This window comes from Rhizobium sp. BR 317 (assembly GCF_047445835.1).
In the GTDB taxonomy this organism is placed as follows: Bacteria; Pseudomonadota; Alphaproteobacteria; order Rhizobiales; family Rhizobiaceae; genus Rhizobium; species Rhizobium paranaense.
This window is the reverse complement of the sequence record NZ_JARWLB010000025.1, coordinates 1-15,822: the sequence shown is the minus strand read 5'-3', so window position 1 is coordinate 15,822 and position 15,822 is coordinate 1. Positions and strand designations below refer to the sequence as shown.

14 protein-coding genes and 1 pseudogene are annotated in these 15,822 nt (G+C 58.5%); 4 read left to right on the top strand and 11 right to left on the bottom strand.

Annotated elements, in window-relative coordinates; all coding sequences use genetic code 11:
* Positions 1 to 89 precede the first annotated feature (89 nt).
* From QD357_RS27735 to QD357_RS27725, 3 genes are all read right to left on the bottom strand, one after another.
* Entirely contained in the window at positions 90 to 1,076 is a 987-nt protein-coding gene (locus tag QD357_RS27735) for a helix-turn-helix domain-containing protein (RefSeq protein WP_183940518.1), read from the bottom strand.
* A gap of 100 nt (positions 1,077 to 1,176) precedes the next feature.
* Positions 1,177 to 1,656, bottom strand: a complete 480-nt coding sequence (hpaR, locus tag QD357_RS27730; RefSeq protein WP_414125488.1) for a homoprotocatechuate degradation operon regulator HpaR — start codon at positions 1,654 to 1,656, stop codon at positions 1,177 to 1,179.
* 214 nt (positions 1,657 to 1,870) lie between these two features.
* Positions 1,871 to 2,785, bottom strand: coding sequence for a LysR family transcriptional regulator (locus tag QD357_RS27725; RefSeq protein WP_414125487.1), 915 nt, complete (start codon positions 2,783 to 2,785; stop codon positions 1,871 to 1,873).
* A gap of 101 nt (positions 2,786 to 2,886) precedes the next feature.
* On the opposite strand from QD357_RS27725, the gene QD357_RS27720 reads away from it, so the two are divergent.
* Both QD357_RS27720 and QD357_RS27715 read left to right on the top strand, forming a co-directional pair.
* Complete coding sequence (locus tag QD357_RS27720) at positions 2,887 to 3,525, top strand: DsbA family protein (protein ID WP_414125486.1); 639 nt, start codon at positions 2,887 to 2,889, stop codon at positions 3,523 to 3,525.
* Between the two features lie 25 nt (positions 3,526 to 3,550).
* Positions 3,551 to 4,447: an MBL fold metallo-hydrolase gene (locus QD357_RS27715; protein ID WP_183940510.1), complete on the top strand. Its 897-nt coding sequence runs from the start codon at positions 3,551 to 3,553 to the stop codon at positions 4,445 to 4,447.
* Positions 4,448 to 4,776: 329 nt separating this feature from the next.
* Here QD357_RS27715 and QD357_RS27710 read toward each other — a convergent pair whose 3' ends face one another.
* The 3 genes from QD357_RS27710 to QD357_RS27700 all read right to left on the bottom strand — a co-directional run bounded on the left by QD357_RS27710 (position 4,777) and on the right by QD357_RS27700 (position 7,318).
* Positions 4,777 to 5,739, bottom strand: coding sequence for an alpha/beta hydrolase family protein (locus QD357_RS27710; RefSeq protein ID WP_414125485.1), 963 nt, complete (start codon positions 5,737 to 5,739; stop codon positions 4,777 to 4,779).
* Positions 5,740 to 5,761: 22 nt separating this feature from the next.
* Positions 5,762 to 6,586 carry an AraC family transcriptional regulator gene (locus QD357_RS27705; protein ID WP_414125484.1) on the bottom strand — a complete coding sequence of 275 codons (825 nt, stop codon included), beginning with the start codon at positions 6,584 to 6,586 and terminating at the stop codon, positions 5,762 to 5,764.
* 501 nt (positions 6,587 to 7,087) lie between these two features.
* Positions 7,088 to 7,318, bottom strand: a complete 231-nt coding sequence (locus QD357_RS27700; RefSeq protein WP_414125483.1) for a hypothetical protein — start codon at positions 7,316 to 7,318, stop codon at positions 7,088 to 7,090.
* A gap of 92 nt (positions 7,319 to 7,410) precedes the next feature.
* On the opposite strand from QD357_RS27700, the gene QD357_RS27695 reads away from it, so the two are divergent.
* A complete protein-coding gene (locus tag QD357_RS27695) occupies positions 7,411 to 9,183 on the top strand; it encodes an adenylate/guanylate cyclase domain-containing protein (protein WP_414125482.1) in 1,773 nt (590 codons plus the stop codon).
* A gap of 389 nt (positions 9,184 to 9,572) precedes the next feature.
* On the opposite strand, the gene QD357_RS27690 is transcribed toward QD357_RS27695, so the two are convergent.
* The 5 genes from QD357_RS27690 to QD357_RS27670 form a co-directional block, all read right to left on the bottom strand.
* Positions 9,573 to 11,063 (bottom strand): ArnT family glycosyltransferase, encoded by a 1,491-nt coding sequence (locus QD357_RS27690; RefSeq protein WP_414125481.1) that lies wholly within the window; start codon positions 11,061 to 11,063, stop codon positions 9,573 to 9,575.
* Entirely contained in the window at positions 11,053 to 12,075 is a 1,023-nt protein-coding gene (locus QD357_RS27685) for a glycosyltransferase (protein ID WP_414125480.1), read from the bottom strand. Before QD357_RS27685 ends, QD357_RS27690 begins: the two co-directional genes overlap by 11 nt.
* 501 nt (positions 12,076 to 12,576) lie before the next feature.
* Positions 12,577 to 13,449: an undecaprenyl-diphosphate phosphatase gene (locus QD357_RS27680; RefSeq protein ID WP_414125479.1), complete on the bottom strand. Its 873-nt coding sequence runs from the start codon at positions 13,447 to 13,449 to the stop codon at positions 12,577 to 12,579.
* A 255-nt stretch (positions 13,450 to 13,704) separates the two neighbouring features.
* Positions 13,705 to 14,238: a tyrosine-protein phosphatase gene (locus QD357_RS27675; RefSeq protein ID WP_414125478.1), complete on the bottom strand. Its 534-nt coding sequence runs from the start codon at positions 14,236 to 14,238 to the stop codon at positions 13,705 to 13,707.
* A 121-nt stretch (positions 14,239 to 14,359) separates the two neighbouring features.
* The gene (locus QD357_RS27670; RefSeq protein ID WP_414125477.1) at positions 14,360 to 14,776 is read right to left on the bottom strand and encodes a response regulator; all 417 of its coding nucleotides are present in this window, start codon (positions 14,774 to 14,776) and stop codon (positions 14,360 to 14,362) included.
* Between the two features lie 372 nt (positions 14,777 to 15,148).
* Here QD357_RS27670 and QD357_RS27665 point away from each other — a divergent pair.
* Positions 15,149 to 15,822, top strand: a pseudogene (locus QD357_RS27665) (ABC transporter substrate-binding protein); the annotation flags it as partial.

The window sequence follows — 15,822 nt, the reverse complement described above, 5'->3', positions numbered from 1 at the left end:
CGTGACTTCCGGGAGGACTATGGCTATTGCTGCAACACCCGTCTTGGGGAGAAACGCGCCTCGTCTTGGACTGGAGCGCAGAGTGCGCATCAGTCCGATTTATGGGCCGGCTCGGGGGAGCGAAGCAGTTCGCTCGGCGCACAATCGAACAGATCCTTGAAGCTGCGATTGAAATAGGAAATGTCGTTGAAGCCCGCAGAATAGGCGACTTCGGCGATCGTCGTCGGGTTGCGTTGCTCCTTCAACTGCTCGATCTTTTCACGCGCGAAACGCAGCCGCTTGTCGCGAATGACAGTCGTGCAGGTCATCCCCATCCCCTGGAAATCCTGCTGCAGGGTGCGGATCGACACACCCAATCGTGTTGCCAGCCATTTGGCGTTGAGATCGGTATCGGTCAGGTGTTTGTCTATCAGAATGTCGACCATTTGCATGCGCCTTCCGGCACTGTCATGCAGCGAGTTCAAGCTGGCGGTCTGGATGCCGGTCGACAGGAACGCCTGACGGGTCGTATCGAACATCAACTGGCGCAGATGCGGAGAAGCCACATCATTTTCCGGCGTCGTCATCATCTTGGCGATCAGCGCACGCAGCATCATCGCCATCGGATCGCTCGCCACAAGCTTACGGGCGACATCGAAATCGACCTTGCGGTCCGAATACATTAATTGCCGTGGCAGATGCAGCGACAGATGATTGGAGAAGTGTCCGCGAAAATAGAAAGTGGTCGGCCGAGTGGAATCCACCAGAATGCATTCGCCGACATCGAGGATGTTCTGTTGCCCGGAATGCTCGACGCCACAGACGCCTTCAAGCTGCAGGATCAGGAACAGGTGCTCATTGGCATCCCGGCGAATATCGTCCCAATCACGGTGAACATAATCCAAATCGTTGGAAACATGGGCGAACTCCATGCCGCAGACATCGATGCGGCTCGCCATACCGACCACACTGTCGCCGCGCTTCATCGTATGCGGGTTGAAGTTCCCACAGATGCTTTGAAGCTCATCCACCCATTGATCGTAAGGCGTCGGCGACCAAGCGCGATCGACGAGGTTGCGGTTCTGCAAGAGATCCAACTCTGCCTCCCAACAGCGTTAGCATAAAGGAAGACTGCTATAGTTCGGCCGGATCGTCAATAAATATGTTTAACACATTAATTAGTTCAACGCTGAGAACTCAATCCTCCGCGTAAGGTCCACCCTCAAGCCTCAGGGATGCCAACTCGTCGAGCATATCGAGAAGCTGCTCCATCCGCTCCGCCCCAAAGCGGCTGTCGATATCGGAATATACCTTCAGGCTTTCCGGCATGACTTCCTCGACGATCGCCTGTCCTGCCGGTGTAATCTGCAACAATACCCGCCTGCCGTCTGCCTCATCCTTATGCTTGGTGATGAAACCGCGCTCCTCGAGCGATCGGATCATCCGCGTAAGGCTCGGCGCTAGGATCGACGCCTTGTCTGCCACCTCGGTCGCATCGAGCCTGCCTGCCTCACTGAGAACGCGGATAACCCGCCACTGCTGTTCGGTCACGTCATGCGCAGCGAGGATCGGCCGAAAATGGCTCATCACCGCCTCGCGGGCACGCAGGAGCCCAATAGCCAGAGAACGGCGGTGGTCCCGATGCGGTTGGTTGGACGTTGCGGATGATGTACCCAACTCTGACGGCCCCTCTGAAATCACTGTACATTTTTGTTTTTGCATCTGCGCGCCCGATAAGATTCGGATCGTCAGTTGATTAACATGAGAATAATGCCGTGCAAGGCAATGGTGGGAATCTCATTGCCAGTGATCGCATTTGAATGCCAGCGCCGCACACTTATTTGCACCCAAGCGACATTCTCAAAGATAAGCATATCCACGATTGCCAAGCCTACTTCAGGGCCGCTCCCCGCCGCCGTTCGGCGATCTGCAGCATCTCGATGAACCGCCTTACCTTGGCGGGGCGAAAACGCGCGATCGGCAGCACCGCATGAATCCCGCCGGCCGGCAGCGTCCACTCGGGAACCAATCGCTGCAGGTGCCCGGCCGCGATGTCGTCATCGACCATGTAGTCCGGAAATACTGAAACGCCAATGCCCGCCTTCACACAGGCATAGGCTGGCGGTGTCTTGTCCGTCCGCACAGCAGAGCGCATCTCAACGATCTCGGATTGACGGCCTTCCCGAGAAAATACCCAACGCAAGGGCTGGCGTAGGACCGCGTTCTCGACCCAGGGCAGCGCCGACACGTCGGACGGCTCCATAACTCTGGGAAAGCTTGCAGCCAGCTTCGGTGTCGCCACAAGATACTGCTGGAAAGTGCCCAGGCGCCGGGCTTTGTTGCTCATATCAGTCAGCCAGCCGACCCTGATCGCCAGATCCAGTTGGCCATTGGCGAGATCAATGACGCTGTCATCGAATATGAGATCGACGTGCATTTGCGGGAAGCGCTCGCGGTAGGACGCGACCACGGAAGCAACGACTGCAGCGCCGTAGTCCAATGGTGCCGTCAGCGTCAGCGTGCCGGCGGGTTCGCTGGCGTGAAGGGACATTTCTCCATAGGCGGCTTCCGCCTCTCGCAGGATGATCACACAGCGGTCGTAGAAGACCCGGCCCTCTTCCGTCGCATGCAGCCGCCGTGTCGTCCGCATCAGCAGTGAAACGCCGAGTTCCTCCTCCAATCGCGCCACCTGATGGCTGACCACGGCCTTGGCGACACCAAGTCGCTCGCCGGCGGCGGTGAACGACCCGGTCTCCACGACGGAGGTGAAGAAAACCAGCCTGTTGAGATTGAGGAGCTCACTCATGTCATTGTCTGATTAGTTCATACAGTCTGTACGATTGACCGATATTTTTCTACCCGGCAAGAGCTGAGATGATCTGGCCTCATAAACAGAGGACAGGATCCATGCAGGAATTATCAGCCACTTATCTCTTCGACCCCTTATGCGGCTGGTGCTATGGCGCAAGCCCGATGATCGAGCGTCTGCGTTTAGCGGGCGTCAACGCCCGCCTTCTCCCGACGGGTCTGTTTTCAGGAGCCGGCGCGCGTGAGATGGATGCGTCGTTCGCGGCCTATGCCTGGTCGAACGATCAACGCATCGAACGCTTGAGCGGCCAGCCATTCTCCGAGGACTATCGCTCAAAGGTCTTGAACAAGCCCGGCACCCTGTTCGATTCCGGCGCCGCCACGCTCGCCATTACGGCGGCTGGCCTTGCGGATCATCGCAAGCGCTTCGATGCGCTGCGCCTCATCCAGCATGCCCGATATGTGACGGGACTGGATATCACCAGCGTTGCTGTCCTCGCCGATCTGCTCTCTGCCGCAGGACTTGGCGAGGCCACCCGCCTCCTGACCGAAGAATCGACCGCGTTGCTCGAAGCCAATCGGCAACTTGTCGCGGAGGGACAGAATCTATTCCGCCGCCATGGTTCGAACGGAGTTCCGGCCCTGGTGATCGAAAGAAACGGCCATCAGCGCCTTCTGGACGCGAGGGCCCTCTTCAGCAGCTATGACAACCTCATGGCGCATCTCAAAGCCGCATAATCCCACAAACGACAAAGGAACCCGCATGTTTACCAGACGCGATGCATTGAAACTTTCCTTGGCCGCCGGCGCCGTCTCGATTGTGCCCCTCGTCGCCTCCCGGGCGGCAAGCTCGAAGCTCAAGTGGCAATATTTCCAGGCACCCGAGACAGGATTTCGCCGCACGCCGGTGCTGCTTACCGGCAAGAAGGAGGCAATCCTCATCGATGGCGGCTTTACTCTGTCGGACGGACGCGCCGTCGCGGACGCCATCAAGTCGACGGGCAAGCATCTGAGCACCATTTATGTGAGCTGCAACGATCCCGACTATTATTTCAGTCTCCGGCCGATCGCCGAATCCTTCCCCGATGCCAAAGTCATCGCCAAGCCTGTCACGGTTGCAGCCATCCATGCCAACGTCGAAGGCAAGCTCGCCACCTGGGGACCGCAACTGAAGGAAAACGGTCCGCAAAAGCTGGCTGACGTCGTCATTCCGGCAGCGTCGGATCTGAAGGCACTCGAACTCGACGGCGAGAAGATTGAGATCGTCGAAGTTCCAGACATGCACGATCGCCGTTACCTGTGGGTCCCGTCGCTCAAGGCCGTCTTCGGCGGCGTGTTGGTTTCTTCGGGCATTCACGTCTGGGTCGCCGACGAAGCCACGCCCGAAAAGCGGCAGGCCTGGATCAAGGCGCTCGATGACCTGGCGACTCGCAAGCCGAAGATCGTGATCCCCGCCCATCAGACCGAAGGCGCGCCGCAGGGTCTCGACGCCGTCAAGTTCACGCGCGACTATCTCGTCGCCTTTCATGAAGAAGAAGTGAAGGCCAAGGACAGCGCTGCTCTGATCGCCGCAATGACCAAGCGATATCCCGATCTCGCCGACATCGGCTCCCTCGAACTCGGTGCCAAGGTTGCAAAGGCTGAGATGAAGTGGGGGTAAGCTGAATCGCGTGGTGCGAGGGTCATCCCTTTAAGGGGCGACAATCCGTCAAGGCGGTCGGGCAACGTCGCCCGATCGTCTTGATTTGACTGTCACGGCCTACCTAATCGACCGTGAAGAACGCCATTTTCGTTGTGGCGGGCAGGATTATCTGTCGCCACATTGAACGGCGATCGTTTCAGGATGATTTTACGTGGCAGCCGACAAGCTTCCATGAAGCGGCTTTTGCTGTTGAACGGCCTCGAACCCGCCGCGGGCGCCATGGCCCTAAAAAGCGCCTGTATTCAGCCGGAATGATCGATCTCCGTAAGAAAATTCGACCATGTAGCTCAGCCGTGCAGGTAGCGCTTAAAAAATGTACTGATCTGGCTGTTGAATTCTTGATGGAAGGCGGCCCGGTCAAAACTCCTGCCGTCTGTACAAATGGCCGGCTCGCTCGCGGTAAGTGCTTTTGAACATGGTGCAAGAAAAGCAAAGTGGGCAGCTTCCGGAACACTGTGGTAATCCGGTTTAGTCGGCAGGTTGGCGGCTAGCGCTGCGACGTTCTGCGGTAAGACGCCATCTCCACCATATTCGGACGCCCAAAGCTGGATAGGCTTCTCGACAGCCTGCAGACTCTGCTTTGTCGGGAAAAAGCTGAGCGGATCTGCCAAAGCGAAGACCTTGATGCGCTTGTCCTCGGTCAATGGTTGGGTAGGCAACTCGTTGCGCCGGATTTCTCCGCAAATTGGCGCTGGCTCCGGGCATGGCACACTTGGGTCGCGAAAGTCCGGCCTCGCTCCGGCCAAGACAAGGCCGGTGTAACCACCTCTTGAAAAGCCAAAGAAACCTATCTTGTGAGGATCGATTTTGCTGCCGTAAGACGATTTCGCAAGCACGAAATCGATCAACCGCCGGATGTCGGTCGGCCGCTCGACCATTGCCGATATATCGCCCGCTTGGCGGAGATCGGCGTAGTTGTCGCCCGGATGATTAAGGGCCACGACGATGAATCCGGCGTCGGCGAGCGTTTCCGCCGTGTCGTGGTGGCCCAGCGCGCTGCCGGCATGGCCATGAGAGATGACGATAAGCGGTAGGCTGCTGCCTTCGATCGGACATCCTTTAACCCCGGTAACGACCACCGGCCCGAACGAAATTGACGACGCTTCGACGCGACAGGGTGTCCACACGAATGCCTGTAGCGCGGGTCCGCGCTCATCGGCGGGGACGGTCATCGTTGCCAGTCCGGCTGAATGAGCAGAGCATGACATAATAGCCAGCCACACCGTGGTGAAAAAAGCCTTCGCGCGCATCCACGCCTCCAGAGTTAGCTTCTTATGAAATCGGATCGATTACAGGGATCAGCAGATCGGTGATAAGATTCTGATCTGGGACAGTTCCCGGATGATTGCGGTAGATTTCGATTACGGGTCGATGGTCAGGTTCGAGACCACTTTGGGGCAACCATCCGCCGAACAAGGTTTGCAAGGTCGAAGAAATCAAGGTGTACTGGCCAATGAGGCGATAGGAAGCGTAGCACCCACCCGACAGCTCGCATCGATCGAGATCGTTCGGCGCCTCCTGGCTCTCCGTGAGATGGATACCCGCGAAATATCGGAAGCCGTTCGATTGCTCCGGGTCTCCAAAGGATGCACCAAAACGGCGGTAATCAGACCAGACGTATCCTCGCTTCTCAGCCCAATTGCGCAGCCGCCGAAAGGTATGGGGGATCGTTGCGCTGGGACCGTCGTGCCATATGCCGTAGATGACTATCGCAGATGCTGTCATCAGCGCCACCGGCGGCAAGGTCCCAACAATGGCCTGCTGCGCTTGGAAGCCCGTTGGCGATAGACCTGTGAACTCTCGAAAGGCTCGCGCAAAGCTTTGCGGGCTTTCGTATCCAGCTTCCAGCGCCGTAAGGATGACCGGGGAAGACGTCCCCGCCAACTTGTGAGACGCCTGCGCAAGCCGCATCCGGCGAACGGTCGCCGCAACGCTCTCGCCCGTAACCGCGCGGTAAATGCGGTGGAAGTGGAACGGCGAGAAATGTGCGACATGCGCGAGTCGTTCGACAGAATGATCTGCGCCAGGGTCTTCCACTATCGCGGAGATAACCCTGCTGATCCGACGACGATAATCGAGTTCTGTGCTGCTCTTCATGGGCGCCTGCCTAGCACGCCTCGCCCATTTAGGCAGCGCAGCGCTTGCGCAATCTCAATGATCCGTTTTTGTACAAAAGACATATGCGGACCGGACCCCGTTCCCAATTACCCACCTTGCTCGCAAGGTCCGACCTCAAGAAAGCAATAGCGCCAGGATACTACTGAGAAATCTGTCGGTCGCGAACCGAGCGGACCGGGCGTTTACTGCCAACAACGCGGTCGATTCTCTCTTGCCGGGCAGCCGTTGGGCCGCCTCCGGTGGCTCGATGGAAGCCAGAGCCCCATTTCGAGGCGTCGATTCTCCAACCTTGTTCACGGACGCCGCGCTGAACGGCACGACTTTCGGTAGTCAGGCATGCGGCAAGACCGACCGCGGAAGTTTTGGAAGCGCTATGAAGAGCGTTGCATCTACCCCAACCGTTGACTCGATTTAAACCCGTAAGGGCCAATTGGCAGCGGCCAATATCCGTCACGTTCGCGAAGATAAAAATCCTTGCCATCAATTAAACCGGTCGTCAGGCTGGCTACCGGTTGGCCGTTCCATCAATATACCCGGCATCAAAGGGCCGAGTTCGATCGGAACCACAACATCGGGTCCCGACGGCACAACATAATAGGTGTCGGGGGCACTTTTGGAAGCCGTGATCTGAACAGCATCCGGCTTCCAGCGCCAGAGATTGGAAATTTCCGGGGCTACAACGTCGGCAGCGTGCACACGAGCCTTGGCCAACCTGATCTCAACCAAGATCGCTCTGAGCAATGGCTCAAAGTTCTTTCTTGCCCTCTGTCTCCCTGGTATCGTGGAAGTGAGGAGACGGCGCCATGAGCGAGAACCGAAAGTTGGCTGCAATCCTGGCCGCGGACGTGGTTGGGTACAGTCGGCTTGCCGGTGCCGACGAGGACCGCACCCTGGCGAGGTTGCGAGCACTGCGCAGCGATCTTATCGATCCGACGATCGCCGTACACCATGGCCGGGTGGTAAAGCGCACCGGCGATGGTGCGCTGGTCGAGTTCCGCAGCGTGGTGGACGCCGTGCGCTGCGCCATCGAGGTGCAGAACGGTATGGTGGAGCGTAATGACGGCGTGCCGCAGGACCGTCGCATCGAGTTCCGGATCGGTATCCATTTGGGCGACGTCGTCGAGGAAAGCGACGGCGATCTGATGGGTGACGGCGTCAACATCGCCTCCCGATTGGAGGGCGTTGCCGCGGCGGGCGCGATCTGCCTGTCCGAGGATGCCTATCGCCAAGTCAAGGCGAGGCTCGACCTCTCGGTCAGCGACCTCGGCCGGACGCAGCTCAAGAACATCGCCGAGCCGATCCGGGTCTATTCGCTGCAAGTCGGCAGCGCCGGGACCAAGGCAGCCGCGACCTCGGAAACCGCGACGAGCCAACCGGCGACGACAGCGTCGCCGAAGCTGTCGATCGCCGTCCTGCCCTTCGCCAACATGAGCGGTGACGCCGAACAGGACTACTTTGCCGACGGCATCTCGGAAGACATCATCACGGCGCTATCGAAGCTGTCGCAGCTCTTCGTCATCGCCCGCAATTCGTCGTTCACTTTCAAGGGCAAGAACGTCCATGTGCAGGAGGTGGGGACGAAGCTCGGCGTGCGGCATGTACTTGAGGGCAGCGTACGCAAATCGGGGAACAGGGTACGCATCACCGCGCAGCTCATCGACGCGACCACCGGCGGGCATCTATGGGCGGAGCGGTTCGATCGCGACCTGACCGACATATTCGCGGTTCAGGACGATGTCACGCAGCAGATCGTAGATGCGCTGGCGGTCAACCTGACAGAGGGCGATCGGCAAAGACTGGCGCCGGGGCAGACCCGGCATCCCGAGGCGTACGACTGCTTCTTGCGTGGCCGGGAGCTGTGGCACCGGCTGACGAAGCAAACGAACAGCGACGCCCGCGATCTTTTGCAACGCGCGGTCGAATTGGACCCGAACTTCGCCTCGGCACACGCCTTCCTCGCCCTTACCCATGGGCTCGACTACCTGAACCAGTGGAGCGACTCGCCGCAGCGCTCGTTCGAGCAAGCGCAAGACGCTGCAACTTTAGCGGTAGCGCGGGATGATAGCGATCCCGTGGCGCACTGGGCGCTGAGCGTGGTCAACCTTTACTCGCGACAGCACGATGGAGCGATCAGCGAGGCCGAGCGTGCGATAATGCTCAATCCGAACTTCGCCGAAGGGCAGGTCAGCCTCGGCGAGGCACTTATCTACTCAGGCAGATCCAAGGAGGCACTCGCCTATTTCGATCGGGCGAGGGTCCTGAACCCGTACTTTCCGGATGTCGTTCTCCACTTTCAGGCCTGGGCCTTATTTCAACTGGGAAGGTACGACGAGGCCGTCGAACTCTTGCTGCAGCGCGTGAGTCGCAACCCCGTCACCGATGTCTCGCGTGCGCTTTTGGCCGCCTGTTACGGGCACCTCGGCCGTTTCGAAGAGGCTCGCGCGACCTGGCAAGAGGTGCTGCGCGTCAATCCCGGCTACTCTTTGGAATACCGTCGCAAAGTCTTACCCTTCAAGAACCCCGCCGATTTCGAACTGGTCATGGAGGGACTGCGCAAGGCCGGTGTCGTACACTGATTAAAGTCCGATCTTGAACCTGTTGCGCATAGGATGAGTAATAACCAGTGCCGGCGCAACCACGACCTCCAGCGTGATCGCCAACGGATTTCACGAAGCTGCGAAGCCGCCCTCTACGGCAGACCGCAGTCGGCGCTTCGCAGACAAAGAAGGTCGCATCGACGAATGTCAGCTCGGCGCCCTCTTTTTCCGTTTACTGCCAGCTTCGCTGATCCTAAAGAGGGTCGCTCGGCGACCAGCGGGATAGTTGACCAGCAGCGATATGTGATGCTGGACAGATGACCATAGCGCATTAGTCGAGCCGTTCACGCCTCCCACGTGGAAAAAGGCAACGGATTACGACCAATCGCTGCCAGCCGATTTCGATGGCCTCAATCGGGGCCACCCAGTCAAAGGGCGCATCCCTTGCTCAAGATGTCCGGCGGCGCTTGTTTGATCTTCAGGATCGCGTAGCGCTCCAGCACGCGCTTGCCCGCCCGACGCGCCACTTCGCCGACGGGTTCCATCTGTGGCAGGCAGCTTCTGAGCCGTTCGAGTATATCACTGGCCGCTGGAACGACCAGGAGGCCCGGTGTTTCAACGAGTTTCGGATCGATAGTTTCGAAGGAATAGCGTTTCCGGCTGGCAATCTCCTGCACATGCTGCGGATCATCGGTATTGAAGGCAAGCTCGCCCGTCACGCCATAGTCAATCGTTCCGATCCAATTTGCATCGTGAAGCAGCTTGTACTGTGCGATATCCGCCGACAATTCATTCCAGCCCATGAGCTTGTCCGCCGGTGATGGAAAAGGCGCTTGCTGTCCGAGTGGCGAGGCGAAGTAGAAGAAGAAAACAGCGATCAGGCCGATACCGGCGGGTGCGGCCCATCTCATCATGCGGTTCAGGTGGTGCGAATCTGCGGAATGCTGCGCGGCCTCAGCTGCCATGATAGCCATCGCTGGGTAGACCGGGGCCAGCCAGTTGCCCTGAACGCGGCTATGGAGCGAATGAAGCGACATATAGATGAGCAGGGGTGCCGATAGCACAAGCAGAAATGCGGCAGGTGAGAAATCGGCTTCGCGCCGCCGTTTCCAGACTGTCCTGACGGCGATCGCGGCGAAGATGACAATAGCCGGATTGGCAAGCCCGAATTGCCCGGCCAGGAACTCCAGCGTATGCCAGGAGGGCGGCTGCCCATTGTCGATGCGGCCGAACTGTTTGGCAAACGACACCCAGTGGTGTTCGAAATTCCAGATGATGGTGGGCGAGAAGACTGCAAGAGCGATCACGCCTCCAATGAACATGTAGGGGCCATAAAGGCGTTTGCGCGCTTCGGAATCCAGGATCATCCAAAGAAGGATGCCGAGGCCGAGAAACAGATTGGTGTATTTGGACAGACAACCGAGACCGGCCAGCACACCGACGAGCAACCATATGCGCCTGTCTCCGCTGCGGCGCAGCCACGCCAAGGCCCAGATCGTCAGTGTCCAGAAAAGTGTAGATGGTGCGTCAGGCGTGGCGAGCAGCGCGGCAAAACCGATGAGCGGCATCGCATTGACCCACACCCCTGCTCTCGTGGCGAGCCGACGATCGCGATAGAGCTCCCATGACGTGACAAAGGTCGCCCCCGAAACGACTAGCACGGACAGGATGGGAAACAGACGGACGCCGAGGGAGTTGTCGCCCAGAAGCCGTGTCGAGAGCCAAATCCACCAGGCGATCATCGGCGCATGGTCGTAATAGCCAGCCGACGGCACCCGGGACCAAAGCCAATAGTAGGCTTCGTCCGGATGGAGGCCGATCTGCGCGAGTATGATCAACCTGTAGAACGTCAAAGCCGCCGATAACAGGATGGCAACTTTCCACGGGTTGATTGATTGTGCTTCGGATTCAGTGCGCACGCCAGGTAATCGCCGAGTTGGTAACATAATTCCACAGTGCGCCGACCAGCGCGCCGGCGATGCCGTCAAGCCACCATTGCGGCGAATCCTGATAAAGGGCTGCCGACACGCCAACACCGGCGATAACCCCGACACTGCAGAGACTTGCAAACAGGATCAGTCCAGTCACGAACCGCCAACCGCGCCGCCGGCGATCACGATAAGTCAGCGCGTTGTTTAACGTGAAATTAAACAACATTGCGCCGAGCATCGCGCCTGTTTGGGCGACGACAAACGAAAGCTCCTGCCTCAGGAGGAGATAGAGAACGGTGAGGTGTACAATGACACCACAGAAGCCGACGAGCCCGAACAAAAGAAAACGAGCCGAAATCAGATCGCCGGATGCCTTAGCCACTACCAGCCCCAGGTATTCCGTGACGACCGATGCATCGAGCTTGCTCTCTCCGTGGAGGCGCGGCGGGAATGTGAACGGCACTTCCTCGGTCCGGATTGCTGCTGGCGACGAGGCGACGATATCCAAGAGGATCTTGAAGCCATGCTGGGAGAGCCGCGGCGCCACCCGTTCCACAATTTCGCGCCTGGTCATGAAAAAGCCGCTCATCGGGTCCGCGAGCACTACGCCAAGTAGTGTCTGCGCCAAACGGATCGCTAATCGGCTTCCCAGATGGCGGATTCGGGATAGACCGCCATTCGCGCCGCCGCCGTCGTCAAAACGTGTCGCAACGACAAGATCGGCTTCTCCGCTCTTCAAGATCGCGAGCATTTCCGCGAGCCGTCTTTCGTCATGCTGCAGATCGGCATCCATGACTGCAACAATCGGAGCCGAACTCGACAAGATACCCTCCATGCAGGCGCCCGCCAAACCGCGCCGCCCGATACGCCGGATGCCGCGGATGCGGTGATCGCGAAGCGCAAGCCTACGGATAAAGTCGATAGTTCCGTCCTTGGAGTCGTCATCGACGAAAACGACCTCCCAGCTTATCCCCGCCAGAGCTTGTCGCAGACGGTCCATCAGAGTGCCAATGTTGCCGGCTTCGTTAAGCGTCGGGATGATGACGGCAAGCTCGGGAGATGGCTGGATTGCTCGTTCCTGTTCGCAACTCGCCGACGATGGTTCATCCCTTTCCGTCAAACCACAGGGGACATCGGCTCGGTCTATTTGAAAGCGAGCGCTATCCATGGCTGATGAGGGTCTCAGTGCCCGGAAGAATTTGAAGGTTGTCGCAGAACGCAAGCGCCTGGAAGGCGAACAATCGAGGATGCATGGTAATTCCAATCGAGGCCGCGCGCACTATTTGCCTGGTTCTTTGCGCGGTCTTGTTCGGAAACTTACAATTCCGTAAAGCGACCTGGATAGCGCGGTACATCATGCGCTTCTCGCTACGGATCTCGCCATGACACTCTACGCCGCGGTTAACCCATCGACCCGAAAACCGGCGCAGGTTTTCGGGTCGATGGACAGATTCAAGACGTTGGCGTGTCCCTTCAGCATCCCATTCGAACGCACGGCGCTTTAGCTCCAGCCGGCGTAGAATACGCCTGCCAGGATGATGATGCCCAAGACGCCGCGATAGATCACGAATGGCCAGGTGGAGAAGCGCTCCAGAAAGCGCATGAGGCCCCAGATCGTCACGAAGGCGGAGATGCTTCCGACGATCAACCCGACGGCGAGGATCGACCAGCCTTCGAGCGACAGATGCGCACGGTAGAGCTCGAACAACTCCTTCAAGCCCGCCAGGGTGATGGCCGGAATGCCGAGCAGGAAGGAGAACCGGGCCGCCTCGTCTCGCTTGAAGCCGAGAAACAGGGCAGCGGTCAGCGTCGATCCCGACCGCGAAACACCGGGGACAAGTGCCCCGACCTGCGCCAAGCCTACGATCAAGGCGTCGAGGACGCTCATCTTATTCATGTCCCGTCGGTGTCTGCTGTAGAGCTCGGCCAGTGCAAGGAGGCCAGCCATCACGATGCAGGAGACGCCGATGACCCATAGGCTGCGCAGGGGCGAGCCACAAGCGTTCAGGGACGAGGACAACAACAGGCCTCCGATCACGATAGGCACTGTTGCAAGGACGATGCCCAAGGCGAGCCGTAAGGCCGGCGAAGACCAATGTCCCTTCCTTACCGCGGCGATCGATTCAAACGCCACGTATCGGACGTCGCTCCAAAAGTAGGATACGATGGCGGCCAGAGCAGCCAGTTGCATCGCCGCAGAGAACGCCGATCCCGGGTCCTGCCAGCCAAGAAGCGCCGGAACGAGCCGCATATGGGCGGTCGATGATATGGGTAGTAGCTCGGTCAATCCCTGAACGACTCCCAAGGCCGCCGTTCGCGTATATCCAAGGGCAACAAAGCCCGTATCCAAGCCTTGCGTGCAAATGTCAGCCACGTCTCAGCACCTCCGTTTCTACCGGCATCGCTGCGCCAATCTGTTTGATTGTCGGCGCCAATTGCCTGTGCTTGCAGATCAAGCTGAAATGTACCTTAAGAAATGAAGGCCCCGTCGAGACCGGCCTCGATATATTCCGGCAGTTGGCGCCGACCCTGCGATGTCAGCCCATACTTGATGCTCAGGCGAGCCGCCGGTTGGCGAGCCTCGTATATTCTAGCTTGAAGGCGGAGTTCGCCGCTTCAGCCAGGCGCATCAGTCATACTGATCGAAATGCTTCTCCAAATTCTGCAGGATTTCGTCCATTGAGAATGCGCCTGACAGATAGGGAATTCCGATATGGCCATAGACGATGGAAAGCTGGCGTGCGGCCGTTTTCTGGTCGATACCAGCGATCTCCCGGCTGTAGATTACGGCAACCAGACCGGTTCTGTCGGCTCCCGATTGACAATGTATGAGGATAGGCTTTGGCGCCGAACGCAGAATGCTGACCAGTTGATCGGCCCTATCCGGCGTCAATATTTTCGATGCAGACATCTTAAAGTCGATATGCTCGATGCCCAGACGTCGCGCTGTCTCGATTTCATGAGCGTACCAAGCTCGTTTTTTGTTCTCGCCGCGCAAATTGATGATCGTGCGGATGCCGTTGTCGCGCACGTACGTTTCGAGCGCCGACGATGAGAGCGGGGCGGAGCGATAGAGCTCTCCGGGGATTACCACGTGAAAATTGTCACTTAGCTGCAGCGCAGCGAGATAAGTGCCGATCACCAGGACTGGCAGGGCAAGCATTGTCGCCAAAGCGCCTGCGATTTTCGCCCCGCGTGATCGTGTCCAGAGCCACCTTTCCTTTGCCGCTTTTCCTTTCCCCTTCTGTGGGGAATCAGCATCTATCGACCGCACTGGACAAGGGCTAATCGTATCTCCTGATCGGTCTGGCACAGCACTCACCCCGGTAAGTGGTTGGAAGTCCGGAGCACATTTTGGTACGAGCACTCAGCGTGCCAAGGCTGAACGGCTTGACAAGACAATCAGCCGCGCCGAGCTGAAGACTTCTTTGCCTGTCGGTAACTTGATCATCTGCTGAGATGACGATCGCGGGCGTAGCGGGCAATCGCGCCGACAAATGCGCGAGCAGCTCTAAGCCGCAGCCGTCAGGTAGACCAGGATCGAGTAGGATCAAGGAATAACATGCAGCATCATCGGCGCGCTTCGCCGCTTGTAGGTCGACGACCCAATCGACATCCCAGCCGTCGGCCGCACCGAGGCCAGTCGTTTGTACGGTGCCACGCGCATTTGCTTCCAGACCGTCTATCGCCGCATAAGACACTCGCCGCTCATGGCAGGCTTACACATGCCTCGCTGAGGTCTTACGCATTTGTAAGGTCATGGTCAGGGGGTGAGCGCTCATGCACCATCTAGGTGAAGATGACGCCTGGTAAAATCGACCGGTGCTCAGTTGTCGCACTAACCGCCGCCACCCCGTCCGTGATTGGCAACGTCCTTCAACATGGAGCGGCACCCAATCGTGTTGATATGCCGGCTTTGCTTCCCATCCCATCCAGCATGCTCAAAACGGCATTTTGGTGCTCTGTCGTACTGAAAGCTAATTGAAAGCTTCGGCCAGTTACGGTCACCTGCGGATATCGTAGAGGACGCCGTGAGGAGCGCGGCAGGCGATATCCCTCAGGAGGAGTCTGTAATGTTTTCACCCCGCGTTTCTATCTATTCTGCGGCCCTTTCGCTTGTTGTCGCCACCGGCACACTCGGCGTCACCGCAGCTCATGCTGCCGACAAGATTTCCATCATGGTGGGCGGCTATGAAAAACAGATCTATCTGCCGGCAAAGCTGGCGGAATCCCTCGGCTACTTCAAAGACGAAGGTCTGAATATCGAGCTTCTGAACGAGCCCGCGGGCGTCGATGCGGAAAACGAAATGCTTGCCGGCGCCGTTCAGGGTGTCGTCGGTTTCTACGATCACTGCATCGACCTGCAGGGAAAGGGTAAATTCGTCGAATCGGTCGTGCAGTTCAGCCAGGCGCCTGGCGAAGTGGAACTGGTGTCGGCCAAGCATCCGGAGATCAAGTCGCCTGCCGATTTCAAGGGCAAGAACCTCGGCGTGACCGGCCTCGGCTCGTCCACCAATTTCCTGACGCAATATCTGGCGGTCAAAAACGGCTTGAAGCTTGGTGACTTCACCTCCGTTCCGGTCGGCGCCGGCCAGACTTTCATTGCCGCCATGCAGCAGGACGCCATCCAGGCCGGCATGACGACCGAGCCGACGGTCTCGCGCCCCTGAAGACCGGCGAGGCCAAGGTCCTCATCGACATGCGCACAATGGACGGAACAAGGGCCGCTCTGGGCGGAACCTATCCT

Bases quoted from the DNA above. Each gene is read 5' to 3' on its own strand.
- QD357_RS27695 (WP_414125482.1), top strand. From the start codon at position 7,411: ATGAGCGAGAACCGAAAGTTGGCTGCAATCCTGGCCGCGGACGTGGTT.
- QD357_RS27720 (WP_414125486.1), top strand. From the start codon at position 2,887: ATGCAGGAATTATCAGCCACTTATCTCTTCGACCCCTTATGCGGCTGG.
- QD357_RS27675 (WP_414125478.1), bottom strand. From the start codon at position 14,238: ATGCTTGCCCTGCCAGTCCTGGTGATCGGCACTTATCTCGCTGCGCTG.
- QD357_RS27685 (WP_414125480.1), bottom strand. From the start codon at position 12,075: ATGGACCGTCTGCGACAAGCTCTGGCGGGGATAAGCTGGGAGGTCGTT.
- QD357_RS27710 (WP_414125485.1), bottom strand. From the start codon at position 5,739: ATGCGCGCGAAGGCTTTTTTCACCACGGTGTGGCTGGCTATTATGTCA.
- QD357_RS27705 (WP_414125484.1), bottom strand. From the start codon at position 6,586: ATGAAGAGCAGCACAGAACTCGATTATCGTCGTCGGATCAGCAGGGTT.
- QD357_RS27725 (WP_414125487.1), bottom strand. From the start codon at position 2,785: ATGAGTGAGCTCCTCAATCTCAACAGGCTGGTTTTCTTCACCTCCGTC.
- QD357_RS27715 (WP_183940510.1), top strand. From the start codon at position 3,551: ATGTTTACCAGACGCGATGCATTGAAACTTTCCTTGGCCGCCGGCGCC.